The sequence below is a fragment of the Mucilaginibacter endophyticus genome, assembly GCF_003351025.1.
Taxonomy (GTDB): Bacteria; Bacteroidota; Bacteroidia; order Sphingobacteriales; family Sphingobacteriaceae; genus Mucilaginibacter; species Mucilaginibacter endophyticus.
The window spans coordinates 980145-1001987 of record NZ_QPCG01000001.1; the positions used below are offsets into that span (position 1 = coordinate 980145).

General features: G+C 44.6%; 14 protein-coding genes. 8 read left to right on the top strand and 6 right to left on the bottom strand.

Annotated features, from left to right (window positions below; genetic code table 11):
- Positions 1-3 precede the first annotated feature (3 nt).
- The 5 genes from DUL71_RS04035 to DUL71_RS04055 all read left to right on the top strand — a co-directional run bounded on the left by DUL71_RS04035 (position 4) and on the right by DUL71_RS04055 (position 10901).
- Positions 4-2775 carry an alpha-L-rhamnosidase gene (locus tag DUL71_RS04035; protein WP_114936844.1) on the top strand — a complete coding sequence of 924 codons (2772 nt, stop codon included), beginning with the start codon at positions 4-6 and terminating at the stop codon, positions 2773-2775.
- A 14-nt stretch (positions 2776-2789) separates the two neighbouring features.
- Complete coding sequence (locus tag DUL71_RS04040; protein WP_114936845.1) at positions 2790-3950, top strand: acyltransferase family protein; 1161 nt, start codon at positions 2790-2792, stop codon at positions 3948-3950.
- A 22-nt stretch (positions 3951-3972) separates the two neighbouring features.
- On the top strand, positions 3973-6243 hold the full coding sequence (locus tag DUL71_RS04045) for a beta-N-acetylhexosaminidase (RefSeq protein ID WP_114936846.1): 2271 nt from the start codon (positions 3973-3975) through the stop codon (positions 6241-6243).
- A 173-nt stretch (positions 6244-6416) separates the two neighbouring features.
- A complete protein-coding gene (locus DUL71_RS04050; protein ID WP_114936847.1) occupies positions 6417-8723 on the top strand; it encodes a glycoside hydrolase family 3 N-terminal domain-containing protein in 2307 nt (768 codons plus the stop codon).
- 3 nt (positions 8724-8726) lie between these two features.
- On the top strand, positions 8727-10901 hold the full coding sequence (locus tag DUL71_RS04055) for a GH92 family glycosyl hydrolase (RefSeq protein ID WP_114936848.1): 2175 nt from the start codon (positions 8727-8729) through the stop codon (positions 10899-10901).
- Positions 10902-11062: 161 nt separating this feature from the next.
- On the opposite strand, the gene DUL71_RS32500 is transcribed toward DUL71_RS04055, so the two are convergent.
- The 3 genes from DUL71_RS32500 to DUL71_RS04070 all read right to left on the bottom strand — a co-directional run bounded on the left by DUL71_RS32500 (position 11063) and on the right by DUL71_RS04070 (position 15071).
- Positions 11063-12031, bottom strand: a complete 969-nt coding sequence (locus DUL71_RS32500; protein ID WP_114936849.1) for an SRPBCC domain-containing protein — start codon at positions 12029-12031, stop codon at positions 11063-11065.
- On the bottom strand, positions 12028-12348 hold the full coding sequence (locus DUL71_RS04065) for an ArsR/SmtB family transcription factor (protein ID WP_090528388.1): 321 nt from the start codon (positions 12346-12348) through the stop codon (positions 12028-12030). The genes DUL71_RS32500 and DUL71_RS04065 overlap by 4 nt, the downstream gene beginning before the upstream one ends.
- A 458-nt stretch (positions 12349-12806) precedes the next feature.
- Positions 12807-15071: a sodium-translocating pyrophosphatase gene (locus tag DUL71_RS04070; RefSeq protein WP_114936850.1), complete on the bottom strand. Its 2265-nt coding sequence runs from the start codon at positions 15069-15071 to the stop codon at positions 12807-12809.
- Between the two features lie 158 nt (positions 15072-15229).
- On the opposite strand from DUL71_RS04070, the gene DUL71_RS04075 reads away from it, so the two are divergent.
- The 3 genes from DUL71_RS04075 (at position 15230) to DUL71_RS04085 (ending at position 18787) form a co-directional block, all read left to right on the top strand.
- Positions 15230-16666 carry an APC family permease gene (locus DUL71_RS04075; RefSeq protein WP_114936851.1) on the top strand — a complete coding sequence of 479 codons (1437 nt, stop codon included), beginning with the start codon at positions 15230-15232 and terminating at the stop codon, positions 16664-16666.
- Positions 16644-18050, top strand: coding sequence for a D-alanyl-D-alanine carboxypeptidase/D-alanyl-D-alanine endopeptidase (dacB, locus tag DUL71_RS04080; RefSeq protein WP_114936852.1), 1407 nt, complete (start codon positions 16644-16646; stop codon positions 18048-18050). The genes DUL71_RS04075 and dacB overlap by 23 nt, the downstream gene beginning before the upstream one ends.
- Positions 18051-18391: 341 nt before the next feature.
- Positions 18392-18787 (top strand): hypothetical protein, encoded by a 396-nt coding sequence (locus tag DUL71_RS04085; protein ID WP_114936853.1) that lies wholly within the window; start codon positions 18392-18394, stop codon positions 18785-18787.
- 243 nt (positions 18788-19030) lie between these two features.
- Here DUL71_RS04085 and DUL71_RS04090 read toward each other — a convergent pair whose 3' ends face one another.
- From DUL71_RS04090 to DUL71_RS04100, 3 genes are all read right to left on the bottom strand, one after another.
- Positions 19031-19492: a Rossmann-fold NAD(P)-binding domain-containing protein gene (locus DUL71_RS04090; RefSeq protein WP_114936854.1), complete on the bottom strand. Its 462-nt coding sequence runs from the start codon at positions 19490-19492 to the stop codon at positions 19031-19033.
- Positions 19493-19576: 84 nt separating this feature from the next.
- Positions 19577-20620 (bottom strand): response regulator, encoded by a 1044-nt coding sequence (locus tag DUL71_RS04095; RefSeq protein WP_114936855.1) that lies wholly within the window; start codon positions 20618-20620, stop codon positions 19577-19579.
- Entirely contained in the window at positions 20620-21804 is a 1185-nt protein-coding gene (locus DUL71_RS04100; protein ID WP_114936856.1) for a PAS domain-containing sensor histidine kinase, read from the bottom strand. Before DUL71_RS04100 ends, DUL71_RS04095 begins: the two co-directional genes overlap by 1 nt.
- Positions 21805-21843 lie beyond the last annotated feature (39 nt).

Below are 21843 nucleotides of genomic sequence, written 5' to 3' on the forward strand. Positions count from 1 at the left end.
GGTATGTGTAAAAAGGTATGCACACGCATCACTATATTGCTTTTTTTGTATCTGCCGATAATTGTACAAGCGCAAAAAGCGCCGCCGGTTCCTCCGCCGTTCCGGGTTGATAACCTGATTTGTGAATACAAAATAAATCCCATCTCCATAGACCAGGCTACACCCCGCCTCGGCTGGAAACTGATAACCCGCGACCGGAATGTACAGCAGGTTGCTTATGAAGTAAGAGTGGGCACTAATGCGGTATCGTTACTTAAAGGCAAAGAACTGCTCTGGACTTCAGGTAAAGTTGCCTCAGGCGAATCGCTTCATGTTTATTATGCTGGCCCGGCGCTTGCCTCACGTCAAAAGGTTTACTGGCAGGTGCGTATCTGGAATAACAGGCAGCAAGTTACCCCCTGGAGCATGGTTAACTCCTGGAAAATGGGTTTGCTTAAACCTGCCGATTGGAGCGCCAAATGGATTGAAGATAACTACCTTTCGGATACTACAGGCGGCCCAAGCCCTATGTTCCGGAAAACATTTAAGCTTGATCATAAAGTACGTGCCGCTCATTTATATATTACAGCGCACGGCCTTTATGAGGCACAATTCAACGGAAAACGGATTGGCACAGACTACTTTGGTCCGGGATGGACGAGCTATAATAAACGCCTGCAATACCAGGTTTACGATGTAACCGCCGATTTATTGAAAGGTGATAATGCCGTAGGAGTGACCCTGGGTGATGGCTGGTACCGCGGCTACACTTACAACCGCAGAAAAAACGTGTACGGTACCAAGCTCGGTTTGTTGTTTCAGTTAGAGGTTGTGTACACCAATGGTAAACGGGTACTCATTAATTCCGACAAAACATGGAAGGTAGCTTATGGGCCAATCCGCTCATCGTCATTTTTTGATGGCGAGGTTTACGATGCCCGTAAGGAAAAGAAAGGCTGGTCGACCATTGCTTATAAAGATCTGAACTGGGATTCCGTGCGTACGATTGATACAGTTAAAGATAATTTAGTGGCAACCCTTGGTCCGCCGGTGCGCAAGCACGAAATGTTTAAGCCACTCAAAGTGTTTACTACCCCGGCAGGTGAGCACGTGGTTGACTTTGGCCAGAACCTGGTGGGCTGGGTACAATTTAAGCTGAAGGCAAAGGCCGGAGATACTGTAAAACTATTCCATGCCGAAGTGCTGGATCAGAAAGGGAACTTCTACACCAAAAACCTGCGTACAGCCAAACAAGAAAATGTTTACGTCTTTAAGGGGGATAGTGTAGAAACCTTCGAGCCGCATTTTACCTTTCAGGGTTTTAGGTACCTGAAGATAGAAGGATATAGCGGACAGTTGGATTCAACAAACGTAGCCGCTTTTGCATTATATTCAGATATGGCGCAAACCGGCATGTTCTCCACATCTAATCCGCTTATTAACCAGTTACAGCATAATATTCAGTGGGGACAAAAAGGTAATTTTATTGATGTGCCCACCGACTGCCCGCAGCGCGACGAGCGGATGGGTTGGACAGGTGATGCCCAGGCGTTTTGCCGCACTGCAACCTTCAATATGGATGTAGCCGGATTTTTCACCAAATGGCTAAAGGACCTTTCTGCCGATCAGCATAAAAATGGCGCTGTTCCCTATGTGATTCCTGATATGCTGGATAGCGCTTCGGCAGCGGCTTCAGGTTGGAGCGATGTGGCTACCATAGCGCCATGGAATATTTACCTGGCTTATGGCGATAAGCAGGTTTTAGAAAATCAATATCAAAGTATGACAGCCTGGGTGGGGTACATTACCCGCCATACCCGTAATGGTTTATGGGACACAGGTAATCACTTTGGCGACTGGCTGTTTTACGCGGGTACCGACTATGCTGATGGTGCCGCCCTTACCGATAAAAATCTGATAGCCCAGGCATTTTATGCTTACTCAACCCAACTGGTTATCAATGCGGCTACCATATTGGGTAAGCTGGATGATGTTAAAAAATACACCGATTTGCTGGCAGATGTTAAAAAGGCTTTCCTGGCAGAATATGTTACGCCTAACGGCCGCATGATCTCCGGCACGCAGACGTCTTATGTACTGGCATTGAACTTTGATCTGCTGCCCGAAAATCTGCGCGAATCTGCAGCTAAAAGGCTGGTGAACAATATTGAGGATTATGACGAGCACATTACAACAGGCTTTTTAGGCACGCCCTACATCTGCCACGTGTTAAGTCGTTTCGGTCACACCGATATCGCCTATGACCTGTTGATGAAGGAGTCATACCCCTCATGGCTTTATCCTGTAAAAAACGGGGCAACTACAATTTGGGAACGCTGGGATGGTATAAAACCCAACGGCACCTTTGAAGATCCGGAAATGAACTCATTTAACCATTATGCCTATGGTGCCATAGGCGATTGGATGTACCGCGTAATAGCCGGTATCAACACGGATGAGGGTTCGCCGGGTTTTCATAAAATTAATATCTTTCCGCATCCGGGAGGTAAGCTAACCAATGCCAACGCCGAACTGGAAACACTTTACGGAAAAGTAAAATCGGCCTGGAGTATCGATAACGGCATTTTTACCCTTGATGTTATTGTGCCGCCAAATACAACCGCTACCATAACTTTGCCGGCAGTTGACGGCCCGGTTACCGAAGGTAATATCGATATTAACAGCAATAAAGATATTGCCAACATCAAACCTGCTGGCGGCGATGTGCAGATGGACATTGGTTCGGGCACTTACCAGTTTAAATACATCTTAAAGACACATAAAAAGAATAGCTAACAGGATAATAACACATGGCAGCTTCGATAATCAATCAGGAGGAACCACTTAAAAATACTGGCACCGCAAAGGCGAGCCGTCCAAGACTGTTATCGCTTGATTTTTTCAGGGGTTTTACTGTAGCTGCTATGATCCTGGTTAATGATCCCGGCGATTGGGGACATATTTACTGGCCGCTTGAACATTCCAAATGGAATGGCTGCACCCCGACGGATCTTGTGTTTCCTTTTTTCCTGTTTATGGTAGGGGTGTCCATCGTATATGCCATGGAAAGTAAAAAGGTCGACACGGTTAACCATAACAAACTGCTGTTATCCATCTTGCGCCGTACGCTGATTATCATAGCCCTTGGCGTTTGCTTACCCCTGATAAACGATTTTCAATTCGCGCATCTGCGTTTTCCCGGTGTGTTGCAGCGCATCGGGCTCGTATTTGGCATAACTGCCTTGCTGTACATAAAAACAAGCATCCGTACACAGGTAATTATCGCTGTAAGCTGTCTTATCGGCTATTATTTATTAATGACCCTGGTGCCAGTACCGGGTTTCGGAATACCCAACCTTGAACCGGCTACTAATTTAGGGGCCTGGATAGACAGATCGGTTTTTACCGAAAACCACCTTTGGGGTTCATCCAAAACCTGGGACCCGGAAGGTTTACTGGGAACTATCCCCTCTGTTGCCACTTGCCTTTTAGGTGTATTTACAGGTACCTGGCTTAAAACAGGAAAGTTTAAAACCAGTACTGAGCTGTTTAAAATGATGGGTGTGGGTATTTTGTTGATTGTGCTTGCCTTAATCTGGAATACTTTTTTCCCGATCAACAAACAATTATGGACAAGCTCGTTCGTGCTGCTTACCGCAGGTTTGGCCATTAATATTTTGGCACTTTCCTACTGGTTTATTGATATCAAAGGAAATAAAGCGCTACTGCCACCATTTTTGGCTTTTGGTCGTAATGCCATTGCCGCCTATGTTTTGGCCGATATCATTCCTGCTTTAATAGCTGCTATCCCGGTGCAGAAAACTAATTTATGGTCGTTCACCTACAATAATTTGTTCGTACCGTATCTTTCGCCCGAAAACGCCTCACTTGCCGGAGCCATCCTGACCGTGCTGATCATATTTATCCCGGTTTGGATCCTTTATAAAAAGAATATCACCGTTAAGGTATAACCCTATTTCATTGTCTGCCGAAATGAAGAAAACATTATCTCAGAAATATATTTTACTATTCGCTTCACTGCTTTTATCGGTAACAACAATAAAGGCGCAATTTCATATTATACCGCAGCCTGTAAGTTTAAAAGCAGGTAAAGGGAGTTTTATATTGAGTAAGAATGCTGTGATCGGGGTTAATAAAGAAACCGAGCCCATAGGTAAATATCTTCAGGATTATCTTAATCAAAATTATGGTCTGCAAACAACAGTAAGGGTATTTGAAAAGATCCCCGCCAAAACAGCCATCAGGTTGAACAATGTTTGGTCTAATGCCGAGAGTGCTTATACCATGAATGTAAGCCCGACATCTGTAAGCATCAACGGGAGCGGTGCCGGAGTATTTTATGGGGTTCAAACGCTGATTCAGCTGTTACCGACAGATAAAACACCTACTTTGAAAATTTCTGCCTGCACCGTGGCCGATCAGCCGCGTTTTGGCTGGCGGGGCTTAAGTCTGGATGTAAGTCGCCATTTTTTTACGGTTGACGAAGTGAAAAAGTACATTGATGTAATGGCGCATTATAAGCTCAATACCTTTCACTGGCACTTAACCGACGATGAGGGCTGGCGCATCCAAATTGATAAATATCCACGCCTTACAGAAGTAGGCTCAAAAATCAGTTACTATGCTAAGCGCGGGGAGTTCAGGAAACTGGATAACCTGATAGATGACGGCCGTGACGGTTTTTATACCAAAGATGAAATCCGTGATGTGATCAAATACGCGCAGGACAGGTTTGTAACCATTTTGCCCGAAATTGAAATGCCTGGTCATAGCGAAGCGGCTATTTTTGCCTATCCGCAGTTGGGTTGCCAGGACTCCACAGGGGCCAAACACCGTGTGCGCATGCTTGACCCGAGCGAGTATACCTTCAAATTTATGGAGGATGTATTGACTGAAGTGATCGGGTTATTTCCGAACCAGTACGTGCATATCGGCGGTGATGAGGCCGAAATGGTTGATTGGCTGAAGAGTCCTACTGCTGTAGCCCTCATGAAACGGGAGCATTTGAAAAGTGAAAAAGAGGTACAAAGTTATTTCATCAAACGGATAGAAAAATTCCTGCTGTCAAAGAATAAGCGTTTAGTAGGCTGGGACGAGATCCTTCAGGGCGGCCTCGCCGAATCGGCCACAGTAATGAGCTGGCAGGGTGAGGCTGGGGGCATAGCCGCTGCCAAGATGCGCCACCATGTGGTGATGACGCCCTTACCGTACATGTACTTTGATGCCCCGCAGGCTAATGAGGATCTGGAGCCGATAGGCTGGAATCCGCCGGTGACATGGCAAATGGTGTATAACTACGAGCCGCAATCAAAAGAGCTTACCAATGCCGAAGCCGAATACATTTTAGGTGCGCAAGGCAATATCTGGAACGAGAAAGTACCTAACGCGCAGCATCTGCAATACATGGTTTACCCACGTGCCCTTGCCGTGGCCGAACTTACATGGAGCCCGAAAAATGAAAAGAACCTTGATCGCTTTGGCTGGAAAATGAAAAACCAGTACGGCTTGTTTAAGCTATGGAATTTTAATGCCCGTTTGCCTGATATTGACGGTGTGGATAATATCATCACCAATAAAAACAGGTTTAAATTAACGCTGAATTACCCGTTGACGGGAGCTAAAGTTCGTTATGCGCTAAACGGAAAGATGCCTGATGCTAATAGCGCGGCTGTGGCATTCCCGGTTAATATCAATGTGCCTTTGGCAGATAGTATCGGCTTGAGAACCTTTACCACCTGGACGCTCAATGATCAGCATATTCGTCAAACAGCTAATATCAAACGGGTAACAATTAAATCATCCCGCGAAAAGATGGCTAATCTGAAACCGGGGATGGCTTATGAGATTTTTAGAACCAAGGAGCACGATATAGATAAGCTGACAAATGATAGGCCGTCGGAAATCGGACTAACGAACCTGATTGTACCAGTAAGGCCGATAGGCGAAGGTTTTATCAATTGGGTGAAAATTAAAGGTTTTATCAGGATAGATAAAGAAGCGGATTATGAATTAACAACAGGGTTTGAGGTTAGCCCCGCTTTGCTTTTGGATGACGAGCCGATAACAAAAATGGGGTTAAATACTTATGTTGAACCGCAAAAAGCTTTATTACACCTCAAAAAAGGCGTGTATGCTTTAAGCGGACATTACATTGCCGATAAAGCCAATGAAAATCAAACACTGATAGCATTAAAGATTGCAGGAGGAGAGAAGCTTTATCCGAAGTTTTATTTGATGCATTAGAAAGTTAGAATTTAAATTCCCCTCTTGAGAGGGGGCGCGGAGGAAAAGTGTGATAGCAGGGGGTGTGTTATGCGATTGATTTGTTAAAGCAGAAACACACCCCTACACCCCTCTCAAGAGGGGAGTCGCGCAATCCCCCATTTTGGGTTAATAAACTACCAAACCATACACCTATGCAAAAGAAGTTATACTTGCTTACCGCGTTCGCTTTTGTAATTAACGTTGCCGGGGCACAGGTTTATAAAGATCCCAAAGCGCCGGTAACCGAAAGGGTGAAGGATTTGCTGAGCCGGATGACTTTGGAGGAAAAAGTAGGCCAGATGAGTATGAATTCGTTAAAAGGCTCTATGCAAAACCCAATTGCGTACGGCGTTTGTGAAAGCCCGTTTACCAATATCAATGATATAGCATCGCTTTCAATTGCTGCCAAAAAATACGCGAAGGAAAAAACAAGACTTGGGATCCCGCCCATTCAAATAGGCGAGTGCCTGCATGGCCAACTGGCGGCCGGCGCTACTATTTTTCCGCAGGCCATAGCACAAGGCAGTACCTGGAACCCTGCGCTTATTAAAAAAATGGGCTCGGTAATCGCTTATGAAGCTTCCTCATCGGGAGTTGACCAGGCGCTTTCGCCACTGTTTGATTTGATTCGCGACCCACGTTACGGCCGAAACGAAGAATGTTACGCCGAAGATCCATACCTCGTAAGCAAAATGGGCACTTCCTTCGTAATAGGTATGCAGGGGGATCCCTCCCAAACCATAAATGGTATAGGCAAAGATAAGGTGATGTGTACAGCCAAGCATTTCGCGGCTTACAGCATCCCGGTGGCCGGCATTAACCTGGCCCCGGCATCAGTAGGGGAACGCGAATTAAGGTCGATGTTTTTACCTCCTTTTAAAGATGCCGTGCAAAAGGCAAATATCTATGCCATAATGCCTGCCTACAACGAGATTGACGGCGTGCCTGCGCATGCCAATCATTTCCTGCTGCAAACTATCTTAAAGCAGGAGTGGGGTTTTGAGGGTTATGTGTTTTCGGATTATGAAGGGCTCAAACATCTGTACACTTTCCACCATATCGCTAAAGATGCTGTAGGAGCCGCGCCCATAGCCCTGAGTGCCGGGGTTGATCTTGAAGCGCCAAGTTCGGATGTTTATGGCAAGCTTATCGGTTTGGTGAAAGAGGGTAAGGTAAAAGAAGCGCAGATTGATAGTGCTGTCGCCCGTATCCTCACGATAAAATTTAAAGCAGGTTTGTTTGAAAAGGTGCTGCCTGATACTTTGGCATTAAAAAAGCGTGTGCATACGCCGGATCACGTTGCATTATCACAGCAAATAGCCGAAGAATCAATCATCCTGCTTAAAAACGATAAGCAGCTCTTGCCACTAAATATGAATAACCTGAAATCGCTGGCTGTAATTGGCCCCAACGCAAACCAGGTTCAGTACGGCGATTACAGCTCAACCCGCGATAGTCGCTCGGGCACAACTGTGCTTAGTGGTATCAAGCAACTGGTTGGCAACAAAATAAAGATCAACTATGCCAAAGGCTGTGCGCTTTCGGGATCCGACAAAAGTGGTTTTGCTGATGCCATTACAGCCGCCAAAAATAGCGATGCCATGGTAGTAGTTTTAGGTACTACAAGCGTTGTATTCTCTGGCGTAGGCTGGAACGGCCATGCACCCGAAAGCGAGCCTAAAGATCCATTTACCTGCGGCGAGGGCTATGACGTTACCGATATCAACCCCGATGGCGTACAGCGAGAACTGCTCCAGGCCATTTATAAAACCGGCAAGCCCGTGATATTGGTACTGGTACATGGTCGCCCGCAAAGTATTAAATGGGAGAAGGAAAATATCCCGGCTATAGTGGAGGCCTGGTATCCTGGTGAACGAGGCGGTAATGCCATTGCCAATGTACTGTTTGGCAAAGTAAATCCATCGGGCAGGCTAACGGTGTCTATACCTCAATCAACGGGCCATATTCCGGTATTTTATAATCATGTAGCATCCAATAAAGGTTTTTATCACAATCCGGGTTCGCCCGAAAAACCGGGGCAGGATTATGTTTTTTCCTCTCCCGATGTATTGTTCCCTTTTGGTTATGGATTAAGCTATACGTCATTTAAATACAGCAATATGCAGGTATCAGCTTCGTCATTCACTAAAAATGAAGTTGTGACTGTATCGGTAGATGTAACTAATGGTGGTGGTATGATGGGTAAAGAGGTAGTGCAGATGTATCTCGGCAATAAGGTAAATTCAGTAACAGCACCGGTGATGGCCCTCAAAGGTTTTGATAAGATTAGCCTTAAACCCGGCGAAACCCGGACAGTAGAGTTTAAGGTAAAACCTGAAGATATTTCCATCTGGAATAACAATATGAAACAAATGACTGAACCCGGTACATTTGATGTAATGATAGCCCGTTCGGCCGAGGATGTGGTGTTCAAGAAAACAATCGAATACAAGGAATAAGGTATGAAAAAGCTGGCAGGTGTTTTAATGCTGTTGATTTCGGTTGTAGTTGCTAATGCTCAGTACGGCAAATATGTAAACACGTTCATTGGTACATCTGCAACTGGGCATACCTTTCCGGGGACTACGGTGCCATTTGGCATGGTACAGCTCAGTCCCGAAACCGGTAACTTCGGCTGGAACTATTGCTCCGGTTATCGCTATGAAGATACAGTGATCACGGGCTTTGCACATACGCACCTGAGTGGTACGGGAGGGGTTGATTTAGGCGACGTACTGTTTTTCCCATTTCAGGGCAAAGAGCCACAAAAGTTTCAAAGCAGGTTTTCTCATCAGCAGGAAATAGCTTCTCCCGGTTACTACGAGGTAGTTTTAAGTGATAACAATATCAAGGCACAGCTAACGGCTTCCGCACATACTGGTTTGCATAGGTATACTTTTAATAAAGCCGGTAAAGCCCACCTGCTTGTTGATATGCAAAGCGGACTGGTGGAGAGCGCCGAGCAACTGGCCGAGCATGTATCAGAAGGAGAAATTACTATCGAAAGCAAAACAACCATCAGCGGTTATGCTTTTTCGAGCCAGTGGGTTGATAAGCAGGTGTATTTTGCCGCTATTTTTAACCGTCCGTTTACCGGTCACCATTTTATCGATGGAGAAAACAAACGCCGTTTGGTGCTTGATTTCGACCTGAAACCCGGCGAAGCTGTAGAAGCTAAAGTTGGCATTTCGGGCGTAAGTATTGCCGGTGCTCGTAAAAACCTGCTGGCCGAAACGCAAAATAAAACATTTGAGCAGGTTAGAACCGAGGCGAGTCAAGCCTGGGAACGAAATTTTGGCAAGCTCAAAGCTGAAGGCAGTGAAACAGAGAAGATCGCTTTTTACACGAGCCTGTACCATGCACTTATTCAGCCCAATAATATTGCCGATGTTGACGGCCAATATCGCGGAGCCGATAGCCTGGTGCACCGCTCTGCAGATAAAGTGTTTTATTCCACCTTCTCGCTTTGGGATACTTACCGGGCAGCCCACCCACTTTACACCATTATTTGTCCGGACAAGGATGGGCAAATGGTTGAAAGCATGTTACAGCACAATGCAGTTGCCGGTATGCTGCCCATTTGGCCCTTGTGGGGCAAGGAAAGTTACGCTATGATTGGTAACCATGCAGTGCCTGTAATTGTAGATGCCGCCCTGAAAGGTATTAAAGGTTTTGATAAGCAAAAGGCCTTTGAGGCTATCAAAAACACGCTCACACATAATAAAAATCCTAAGTACGATTGGAGTCTGTACATGCGTTACGGCTACCTACCATCAGATACCGTACGGCGTGAGGCCGTTTCCCGCACTTTGGAAGCCGCTTATGATGATTGGTGTGCCGCTCAACTGGCCAAAGCATTAAATAAACAAAGCGACTATAATTATTTCATTAAACGGTCGCGGTTTTATAATAACCTGTTTGATAAAAGCACCCGCTTAATGCGTGGCCGCGAGTCAAATGGCGAATGGGTACGGCCCTTTGCCAACCTGGACAGTGGTCAACTGGCCATAGGGGGCGACTATACCGAAGGCAACGCCTGGCAATACACCTGGCAAGTACAGCATGATATTCCGGGCTTGATCAAATTGATGGGTGGTAAAAAGGCATTTTCGGTCAAGCTGGATTCATTATTTTCAATGGATTCGAAGGTGTTTGGCAAAGGATCAACGCTTGATGTTACCGGGTTGATAGGGCAATATGCTCACGGAAACGAACCTAACCATCATGTAGCTTATTTATATACGCTTGCTGGTAATCCGGCCAAAACACAGGAACTGGTAAGGCAAATTGCCGATCAGTTTTACATAAACAAACCTGATGGCCTTTCGGGTAACGATGATTGCGGGCAGATGTCGGCCTGGTATATTTTTACGGCGATGGGTTTTTACCCTGTAAATCCTGCCGATGGTCGTTACGTTTTTGGCGCGCCATTGCTTGATAAAGTAAGTATCACTTTGGCGGGTGGTAAAAGCTTTGTGATAGAAGCCAAAGGCTTATCTAATGAAAATAAATATGTGCAAAGCATCAGTTTAAACGGCAAGCCTTACATTAAAGAATACATCACCCACAAGGATATTATGAAAGGCGGAAAACTGGTATTTATGATGGGAAGCAAGGCGAAAGAGCCTGTGTATTAGAAAAAGCCAAAAGTGTTTTTAAAAGGGTGGATTGTGTGATTCCCCTCTTGAGAGGGGCGGAGGGGTGTGTTTCTGCTTTGATAAGTTAATCGTATAACACACCCCGCCATCACTTTTTCCTTTCGCGCCCCCTCTCAAGAGGGGATTTTGGAAACTCTCCCTTATTCCTTAGTCTGATAATTCAGCATCCAGTTAATGCCATACTTATCGGTAAGTTCTGCGAAGTACGCTCCAAAGAACATATCGCTCAAAGGCATGCTTACCTTTCCACCTGCAGAAAGTTCATTGAACAGGCGTTCTGTTTCTTCGCGGCTTTCGGGCTCAACATTGATGTGCATGTTGTTACCGGTATGCATTTTAAAACCCATGCTTTCCGGCGCGTCGGTTGCCATGAGTACATGTCCGCCCATAATGGTAAGCTCAGCGTGTATAATCAATTTTTTATCGGCTTCGTTCATCTGAACTTCGGGTGGCAGCTCTATGTCACTAAAACGGGTGAGCTTTTTGCCGGTAAATTCGCCTTTAAAAACCTCTTTGTAAAAAATGAAAGCTTCTTCGGTATTGCCCGGGAAGTTTAGATAAGTGGTGACCCTTGCGGCGTTGCTTGTTTTGAGTTCTTTCCTGATCTTGAAAGCGGTGCTCAGGTAATGATCCAGGTTGCTTAAGCCGGCGTTGAAACCTTCCTGGAAGCCCATACCAACAATAGTTTGCATATCCTCCACTTTATCAAAGTAGATATCTATGTTAACAGTAGTATGTTCACCTTCGCCGGTGAAATTTTTTTCCCAGTTCATAATGGGGAAGTTGGTGTTTGTTACGCCGTTTTCGTCGCAAAATGAAACCGCGTTGGCTATTTTTTCAGGAACTACAATAGTTTTGAATTCTTCCTTACACCATGTTGGATGCTCCGTATGTTCCGGGCCAACCATCTGGTACAGCCAATAACCACCTTCCCTGAAATCCATAGTTTTGGTTTCTGCACGATAGGGTTTGGGTGCCCACCATTGGTCAAGGATCTCGCTTTCTGTCCATGCCTGCCATACTAAGTTTAGCGGCGCGTCAAAAGTCCTTATCACATTCAGTTTTTTGTTTTGCAGATCTTTGGTAAACACGGCTTCGTTGTTTGTCATGACTGTTTGTTTTTTAGGTTTTGTAATACGTTATCTAATTGGCTAAAACGGGTTTCCCACAGGGCGCGGAACTGATCCATCCAAACATCCACCTCTTTCATTTTTTGAGCATTAAAATGATAATATATTTCGCGGCCGGTTTGTTTTTGATTAACCAGCTGGCATTCGCTCAAAATCTGGATATGTTTGGATACAGCTTGTCTGCTGCTCTGAAAATGTTCAGCAATGGCATTGGGCGTCATGGCCTGTAAGGCCAGCAAACTAATAATGGCCCGGCGGGTAGGATCGGCAATGGCCTGGAATACATCTCTTCTCATAAAAACTCTTTTTGCAACCGTTTGATTGCAAATATATACGCAATTAATCGGTTGCAAAAGTTTATTTGAAAAAAAATGTCTAAACCAGGATTTATTGGATTTTTAGGATGGGTAGGATTTCAAAATCCGAAAATTCAGCTAATTCTTCAAATGAATTGAAGACTTCCAAAGTTTTTAAACTTCGTAAGTCTGGTGTTTATAATTTCAAGATCCGATAAATCTTTTAATCCGTTTAATCCTGGTTCGGAATATGGTGTTCCCGTCAGCTGACGGGCCGGGCTTTCCGCTCATACTGCACAGGCATTACTCACAGGCCGGTATCCGCTGCAATCCCTAACACGAAATATAAAATGTAATCTGTAAATCCAATAACCGGGCAAATCCCAAAAATCCCGGTTCAGACAATAACAAAAAAGCCGCCCTCAACAGGCGGCTTTTCTCATTAGATATAAAAACTATTAAACACTTTTCTCTGCTTTAACAACCATATGAATGCTCATAGGTTGTTTATTCATCTCCTTTTGAACCCTGGCGGCGGTTGCAGTTTGATGGCTGTTAAGGTGAGGTGCGATAACCAATGAAACAATCGACATTAATTTAATCAAGATATTCATTGATGGGCCTGAAGTATCTTTAAACGGATCACCCACAGTATCACCGGTTACTGATGCTTTATGCGGTTCAGATTTTTTGTAGAAGATCTCGCCATTGATATCGCAGCCTTTCTCAAATGATTTTTTAGCGTTATCCCAGGCGCCACCCGCATTACTTTGGAAAATACCCATCAATACGCCCGATACCGTAACGCCCGCAAGCAGGCCGCCCAATACTTCGGGGCCAAATGCAAAGCCGATAATAACAGGAGTGATCAGGGCTATTAAACCCGGCGCCACCATTTCACGGATAGACGCTTTGGTTGATATGGCCACGCATTTCTCATACTCGGGTTTAGCTTTATATTCCATAATGCCTGGTATTTCGCGGAACTGACGCCTAACTTCTTCTACCATAGCCATAGCCGCACGGCCTACCGCCGAAATACACAGGGCCGAAAAGATAAAAGGGATCATCCCGCCAACAAATAAGCCAGCCAATACATCTGCTTTGTAAATATCAATATGCTCAATGCCTGCAACACCTACAAAGGCAGCGAATAGCGCCAGTGAAGTTAATGCTGCCGAAGCAATAGCGAAGCCCTTGCCTGTAGCAGCTGTAGTATTGCCCACAGCATCCAGGTTATCGGTGCGGTGACGAACTTCTTCGGGCAGGCGGCTCATTTCAGCTATACCTCCGGCATTATCTGCAATTGGTCCAAATGCGTCAATAGCCAGTTGCATAGCTGTGGTTGCCATCATGCCTGCAGCGGCAATAGCAACGCCGTATAAACCGGCAAAATAATACGAGCCATAAATACCTGATGCCAAAACAAGAATAGGCAGCACGGTTGATTCCATGCCTACTGATAAGCCACCGATGATATTTGTAGCGTGCCCGGTTGAAGATTGCCTGATAATGCTTAGCACCGGGCGTTTCCCCATAGCCGTATAATACTCGGTAATGATAGACATCAAGGTACCTACCACAAGACCAACCACAATTGCACCAAAAACACCATTTTTAGTGAAAGCTACAACACCTAATTTTAACTGACCTGTTGAATCAATGTCTCTTAACATGCGGAAATCACCATCTGGCAATATCCACTGTACAACAAAATAAGTAGCTATGGCAGTTAGTACGATTGACGCCCAATTGCCTATATTTAGAGCATTTTGCACGCTGTCGGTTTCCTTCTTTATTTTTACAAGAGATGCGCCTACGATAGAAAATATTAATCCTAAACCAGCGATAACCATTGGTAATAAAACTGGTCCTATGCCAGCGAAGTGGTCTTGTAAAGCTTTTCCATCATGCCCAACTAATTCGCGGCCCAATACCATGGTAGCAAGCATGGTAGCCACATAAGAGCCAAAAAGGTCGGCACCCATACCTGCAACGTCGCCCACGTTATCACCCACGTTATCGGCAATGGTAGCGGGATTACGAACATCATCCTCAGGGATGCCAGCTTCAACCTTACCTACAAGGTCGGCACCTACGTCGGCTGCTTTGGTATATATGCCGCCGCCAACACGTGCAAACAGCGCTATAGATTCTGCACCTAACGAAAAACCGGCTAAAACATCAAGTGCTTTTGCCATGGCCTCGCCGTTAACAGTACTACCTGTTACCTTAACTACATAAACCTGGTAAAAAACAATAAATAGCGACCCTAAACCAATGATAGCCAAACCTGCAACGCCAAGGCCCATTACTGTTCCGCCGGTAAATGATACTTTTAACGCTTGCGCCAGGCTGGTACGGGCAGCCTGTGTGGTTCGTACGTTAGCCTTGGTAGCAATACGCATCCCCAGATAGCCGGCAAATGCCGATAAAAACGCGCCAATCACAAAAGATATGGCTATAACCGGGCTTGATGTAGCAACTGTTGTACCCGACCATGCCAGTAAAATACCGGCAACGGCAACAAAGCCTCCAAGTATTTTCCACTCGGCACGTAAAAAGGCCATAGCGCCATCGGCAATATAACCGGCAAGTGTAGCCATGTCGCCGTCGCCGGCATTTTGTTTGGTAACCCAGGCGGCTTTAATTGCCATAACAAGGATCCCGATAAGTCCAAAAACAGGAATTAAATAAATTAAGTAATTGTTCAGAAAATCCATATCACAAATTTGGTTTAGTAAGTAGGCACTGTGTTGGTTTTTACACAGTGTGTAAATAATAATTGGTATTGCAAAATAGTAATTTTATTTATTTACAATAGTGATCCTTAATATTAAAGTTTTTGAATAGTTTAGAGATTTAAACTCTAAAATTATATATGGCGAAAAACTCATCGCAACCCAAAATGAAACATGAGCTTAGCCTGCTGGATGGTACCATGCTGGTATCAGGCTCCATGATAGGCTCAGGTATTTTTATTGTTAGTGCAGATATTACCCGCAACGTGGGCTCGGCCGGCTGGCTCATAGCCATTTGGATAATCACCGGATTTATGACCCTTACTGCCGCCCTCAGCTATGGCGAATTAAGCGGCATGTTCCCAAAAGCAGGTGGGCAGTACGTTTATTTAAAAGAGGCTTACAATAAGCTGATCGCTTTTTTATATGGATGGAGTTTTTTCGCGGTGATCCAAACCGGTACCATCGCCGCGGTAGGGGTAGCCTTTAGTAAGTTTACCGCTTATTTGATCCCGGCTTTTAGCGAGGATAATATCCTTTTTCAGATAGGCTTCCTTAAGATCAGCGCCGCACAGCTGATGTCGATTTTTATTATCGTGGTACTTACCTACATCAATACCAAAGGGGTAAAAAGCGGTAAAATTATTCAAACCACATTCACACTTACCAAGCTTTTGAGTTTGTTTGGTTTGATCATATTTGGTTTTGTAGCCTTGAAGCCCGAAATATGGCATGCCAACTGGAGCAATGCCTGGGACATCCACAACCTTAAAGCCGACAATACAACCGTCGGTCTTACCCTTGCAACCGCGATGGGCGCTATTGCAGCCTCTATGGTGGGTTCGATATTCAGCAGCGATGCCTGGAATAGCGTGACCTTTATAGCCGGCGAAATGAAAAATCCTAAAAGGGATGTAGCCTTAAGTCTTGGTTTGGGTACTTTGATCGTTACCATCATTTACGTATCGGCCAACGTTGCTTATACCGGCGTGCTATCGATGCATGATATCGCTACTGCCGATAAAGACCGTGTTGCCGTAGCTGCATCGCATATCATATTCGGAAACCTTGGTACTTACATTATCGCGGTTATGATCATGATATCAACTTTTGGTTGTAATAATGGTTTGATATTGTCAGGCGCCAGGGTTTATTACACCATGGCAAAAGATGGATTGTTTTTTAAACAAACAGGCGAATTGAACAAAGCCGGCGTGCCCGAGTTTGGGTTATGGATTCAGGCTGTAGTGGCATCTATACTTTGCTTAAGCGGCCGGTATGGTGATCTGCTGGACATGATCTCTTTTGTGGTAGTGATTTTTTATGTGCTCACTATCTTGGGAATCTATATTTTGCGGGCTAAACAACCAAATGCCGAGCGGCCTTACAAAGCGTTAGGTTATCCAATTTTACCGGCTATATATATTGTTATGGGATTGATATTTTGTGTATTGCTCATCATTTATAAACCCCAGTTTACTTGGCCAGGGTTTATAATTGTATTGATTGGGGTACCGATATATTTTATTTCGCAGCGGAACGTTAAGAAACAGGATGAGGCGCTTACTAATAATTAGTTTTTTATTTATAGGAGGATCTGTTGCGGGGCAAACGCTTCAGCAAAAAATATCAAGTGCATTTGGCCGGTTGCAGGCCGATAGCCAATGCAGTTATGCTTCGGTTTCGTTAACTGTGCTTGATGCTAAAACCGGTGAACAGGTGTTTGCCGGAAATCCGAATATGGGCCTGGCTACAGCTTCAACGCTAAAAACCATTACCAGTATTACGGCCTTTAATGTTTTAGGTCCGGATTTTCAGTATCAAACGCAATTGGGTTATACCGGCGATATTGGCGCTGATGGAACCCTGAACGGCGATATTATCATTAAAGGCGCCGGCGACCCAACCCTGGGCAGCTGGCGTTATGAGCAAACCAAAGAGGGGCACGTTTTAGCCCTGATGGCAGGTGCCCTGCAAAAAGCAGGTATAAAAAAAATTACCGGCAAAGTTATTGGTGATGACAGTATTTTCGGAACCCAGTCTATCCCCGAAGGATGGATCTGGCAAGACGTAGGCAATTACTACGGAGCAGGTACCTCCGGCCTTTGCTGGCGCGAAAACCAGTTTGATATTAAACTGCGCACGGGTGTTGTTGGTAACCCGGTTGGGGTATCCCGTACTGTTCCGCTAATGCCTTATCTCTCATTTAAAAGCGAACTGATCAATGGCTCATCGGGCTCGGGAGATAACGCTTACGCGTTTCTGCCGGTTGGAAGCAAAGTAATGTACCTGCGTGGCACGTATGCTATCGACCAGGAGAAGAAAAGTATTTCGGCAGCCCTGCCCGATGCCGCTTATGATGCTGCTTTGCGCCTTAATGATACGCTTCGGAGTTTAGGTATTATAATCGGTAACGAACCAGAATCTGCAGCAACATTGAGCGCTAAAAACTTACCCTTGCCGGTAATTTCCAAAAATCTGACTACTATATCTTCGCCTGCTTTAAGCAAAATAGTTTACTGGCTTAACCAGAAAAGTATAAACCTGTATGCCGAGCAATTACTCAAAACCATTGCCTGGAAACAGGGGCGAAAACCTACAACTGCTAACGGCGTAGATGAGGTGCAAAAGTTTTGGGCCGCAAAGGGAATAGATACGCGGAGTTTAAATATTTATGATGGTAGCGGTCTTTCGCCAGGCGATAGGGTAACTACCCTTACGCTGGCGCGCATCCTGCAATCGGCTAAAAAAGAAAGTTGGTTTGCTGATTTTTATACCAGTTTGCCGGTTTATAATGATATGAAAATGAAAAGCGGAAGCATCAACAATGTGTTGTGCTATGCTGGTTATCAAACCAAAAACGGGCGAGAGCTTTGTTTTTCTATCATGGTCAATAATTTCAGCGGATCGAGCCGGGGGATCAAAGAAAAAATGTTTCGGGTACTGGATGAGTTGAAGTAGGGAGCCTTAGATCATCTTCAATTATTTTCCGTACGCAATCTTGATGTTCCCCCGATTTCCCCGTAGGGGATACCCATTTGTAGTAAAGAAATAATTATCATCCTTTGCCTCGTAGAGGCTACCCTCTTGCTATAGGTTATAGGCATCTTTGTTAGGGTAGCACCTACGGCGCATAAGGCCGTTGGTTGACCTGTTCTACAAATAGGTAGCACCTAGGCGCATAAGTTCAAAAATGCATACATTCAATGCTTCTTAGAAGAGGAATATAGATGCTTGTACCACTTTTATTCTATTGAGAAACATCTTAACTTTATTTAAACCGTAACAGTATCTAACCAATAATGAAAAATTATAAGCTTATTTTATTTGTGGCTTTATTATTTGCAGCCTGCAAAAGCAAAACCGCTTCAAATGATGATGTACAATCCATCAAGTTCAAGTTTACTGAGCTTGGCCGCGAAACACAATTTAGGATCACCTGCGATAAGTTTGATTATTACTTTCCCGAAGGAAAAGAAAAACACTTTGACAAAAAGCCTGGTATCGACAGCGTGATGCAATTGCTAAGCGGTATGAAAATGGTAAATGACGGCACCGAGCCGGATGTGAGGGGAAAAATCTACATCACACATGCTGCTAAGGTTGTAGATACCGTATGTGTTGGCGTTAAAGCCCTTAGCTATAAAGGTACAATCTACGAAACCCCACAGCAATTGCTGGTGTTGATACAGAAATAAGTCTGTTTGTTTTTTTATTGAAACGCATATGCTTTATAACTCTTCATTTACAATTCCCCGTAGGGGATATCTATTTGTAGTAAAATAGGAACAACAATCCTTTGCCTCATAGAGGCTACCCTTACAATATCGATTATAAACTTCATTAATAGGGTAGCACCCACGGCGCATATCAGGAGATATACCACGTACTTGTTTTAGATAGAGTAAAATGGCAACTTTAGAAATATAGGTTAGAGGGAACTATGCGGTTTCTTTTGTTTCATCCTCTACCACAGCCCTGCATCCTTTAGCACAAACACAAGCTTTGCCTATACATTTATTTAGCTGCCACAAATCCAGGCAGCGGATGGTTTGGTTGGCTGTTTCCTGCAATTCATCATCATAACTCATGGCATGTTCTGAGGAGATAGCGGGAATGTTGGCCAGTTTAATGCCAAATAGCGCAGCTGCTTCTTTATTAATATGGCTGGTTTCGGATGATCGGGTAATAATATATTTGATGCCCGCTATTGCAAGCTTCTCCATAACATCGGCTGATACTTCATCGTCAGCGGTTATGATAGCTGCCGTTTTCCCTTCCGCAAATATGGCGGTATCTGTTGTGAGATTGTTTGATATCAATGTAATCTCATGTTTTTTATGGTTGGCTATCGCCAGAAACTCTTTTTCGAAGGGTTTGATACTGTAGGCTATCGCTTTCATCCTTAATTTACTTAACCAAATGCAAAGCTATCCTTAAGCCATCGTTGCAAGAATGAGCAATATCAGCTAAAAAAGTGACGACGGTCAGTTTTTCATTTTGCCAAGCCGTTCGGGTGAAAGCACTGTGATCTGGCTTCCTTTTTTATCAATAAGGTTTTCATCTTTAAAATCGGTGAGGGTACGGCTTACAGTTTCTGTCGCGATACCGGCCATGGCTGCAAGGTCCTCGCGGGATACCTTGAAATCACCTCCCTGTTGTTTATACAATCGCATCAGGGTATCGGCCATTCTTTTCCGTACCGAGTTATAGGCCAGTTGCAAAAGTTGTTCTTCCCTGTCGCGGATATGGTTGGAGAGTAACTTGATAAACTCGCGTGCTACATCCGGGTATAAATTAAGCAGGTTATCCAACTGTTCTTTAGGAATAAGGCAGAGCAGGCTATCCTCCATTGCTGTCGCGGTATCGGTGTAGGCCTCGTTGGAGAGCATGGCATTTACACCGAGGTACTCTTCGGCCGAGTGGATGCCTGTCATTAGTTCGCGGCCATCGTCGGCCAGTTTAACGGTTTTAACCCTGCCTCTCAATATCAGGTATAAGCCATTCCCTTTATCGCCATCATAATAAATAACCTGGTCTTTTTTAAACAGGCGCGCCTTACGTTCGGCAATAATGCGCTTTAGTTCGGTGAGACCGGTGTTTTTTGATACGATAGAACTTAAACTATCAAGCGATTGGCTATAAAAGTTTTGCTGGGCAGTTTTTTTGCGGAGCCTGCTTTCAATAGCGCTCAACAATTCCATATCATCAAAAGGCTTGGTCAGATAATCATCTGCGCCCATTTCCATGCCCTTGCGTTGGTCTATCCGTTCGGCTTTCGCGGTTAAAAATATGAAGGGGATGGCGGCTGTTTCCGGGTTTTTGTTCAGCATGTATAAAACGCCGTAGCCATCAAGCTCGGGCATCATGATATCGCACAAGATAACATCGGGCAGGTTTTTTATGGCAAGGTCCACACCTGTTTTGCCATTATCCGCTTCAAAAACAGTGTAACCGGCCAGGCCCAGTATTTCCACTACGTTTTCGCGGATGTCGGTATTATCTTCTATGATCAGGATCTTTTGGCTCATTATGCGGGGAATGAAATGGTGAATGAAGTTCCTTCGTTTACATTGCTTTCAAAATCAACCCTGCCGTTCATGAGCGCTGCATACCGGGCAACAATATTGAGTCCTAAACCGGTACCCGGAATATTACCGGTATTATGCGCCCTGAAAAATGCTTCGAATAAGTGTTTCTGATCGCTCTCCGGTATTCCTATGCCGTTGTCTTTGATAGTTACCGAACAGCCGGATTCGTTTATTTCAGTATTAAATTCAATAAAGCTGTTTTCGCCCGAATATTTGATGGCATTGGTAATAAGGTTGATAATACAGTTTTTAAGCAGGTTGATATCAAGCTGTACCATACTGGTAGTACCGGTATGCTGGTAAAGGATATTTTGATTTTGCTTAGCCATGAGCTGCATTTCTTCAGTTATTTCCTCGGCCAGCTTAACGATATCAAAAGAAGTATATGATGGTTCAACACGCCCGGCCTCCAATTTTTCGAGCGAAAGAAAATCGTTCAGGATAGTGGTAAGGTTACCAACAGCGTTCTTGATCTTATTCACATGTTTGCCTATTTGCGGACTATGCAGCGGCTCGGCATATTTATCAATAAGTGAGGCCGATAGTTGTACAGCGCTCAATGGTGTGCGGAACTCGTGCGATGCCATGGATACAAAACGGCTTTTTAGCTGTCCCAGCTCTTTCTCTTTTTCGAGGGATTGGCTTACTTCTTCCTTAGCTTTTTGTAGCTCCAGTACTGATTGTTTTAATGACAGCGTACGCTCTTCTACAACATCCTCCAGATGAGCGGCGTATTCTTTCAGTTTATCTTCAGCTTCCTTTTCGCGGCTAAGGTCATGGATAAAGCCCGCATATATTTTACGGCCCGAAAAATTTACATCGCTAACGCCAAGCCTGAACGGGAATTGCGAGCCATCCTTCCGTAGTCCCGTTACTTCACGACCTATACCTATGATGTGCGCCCTGCCGGTAGTTTGATATCGATCAATATAATGATCGTGCTCCTGCTTGTAAGGCAGGGGCATTAATACGGATACATTTTTACCAACAACCTCACTGGGTTCGTACTGAAAAAGTTTACATGCCGAAGGGTTGATGGTCTCGATATTCCCCCGTTCATCAATGGTGATAATACCATCAATAGCGTTTTCAATAATGGCTTTTAGTAAGGCGGCATTTTCCATGAGGGATATTCGGTATAATTATCAGCTTTTGCAAATATC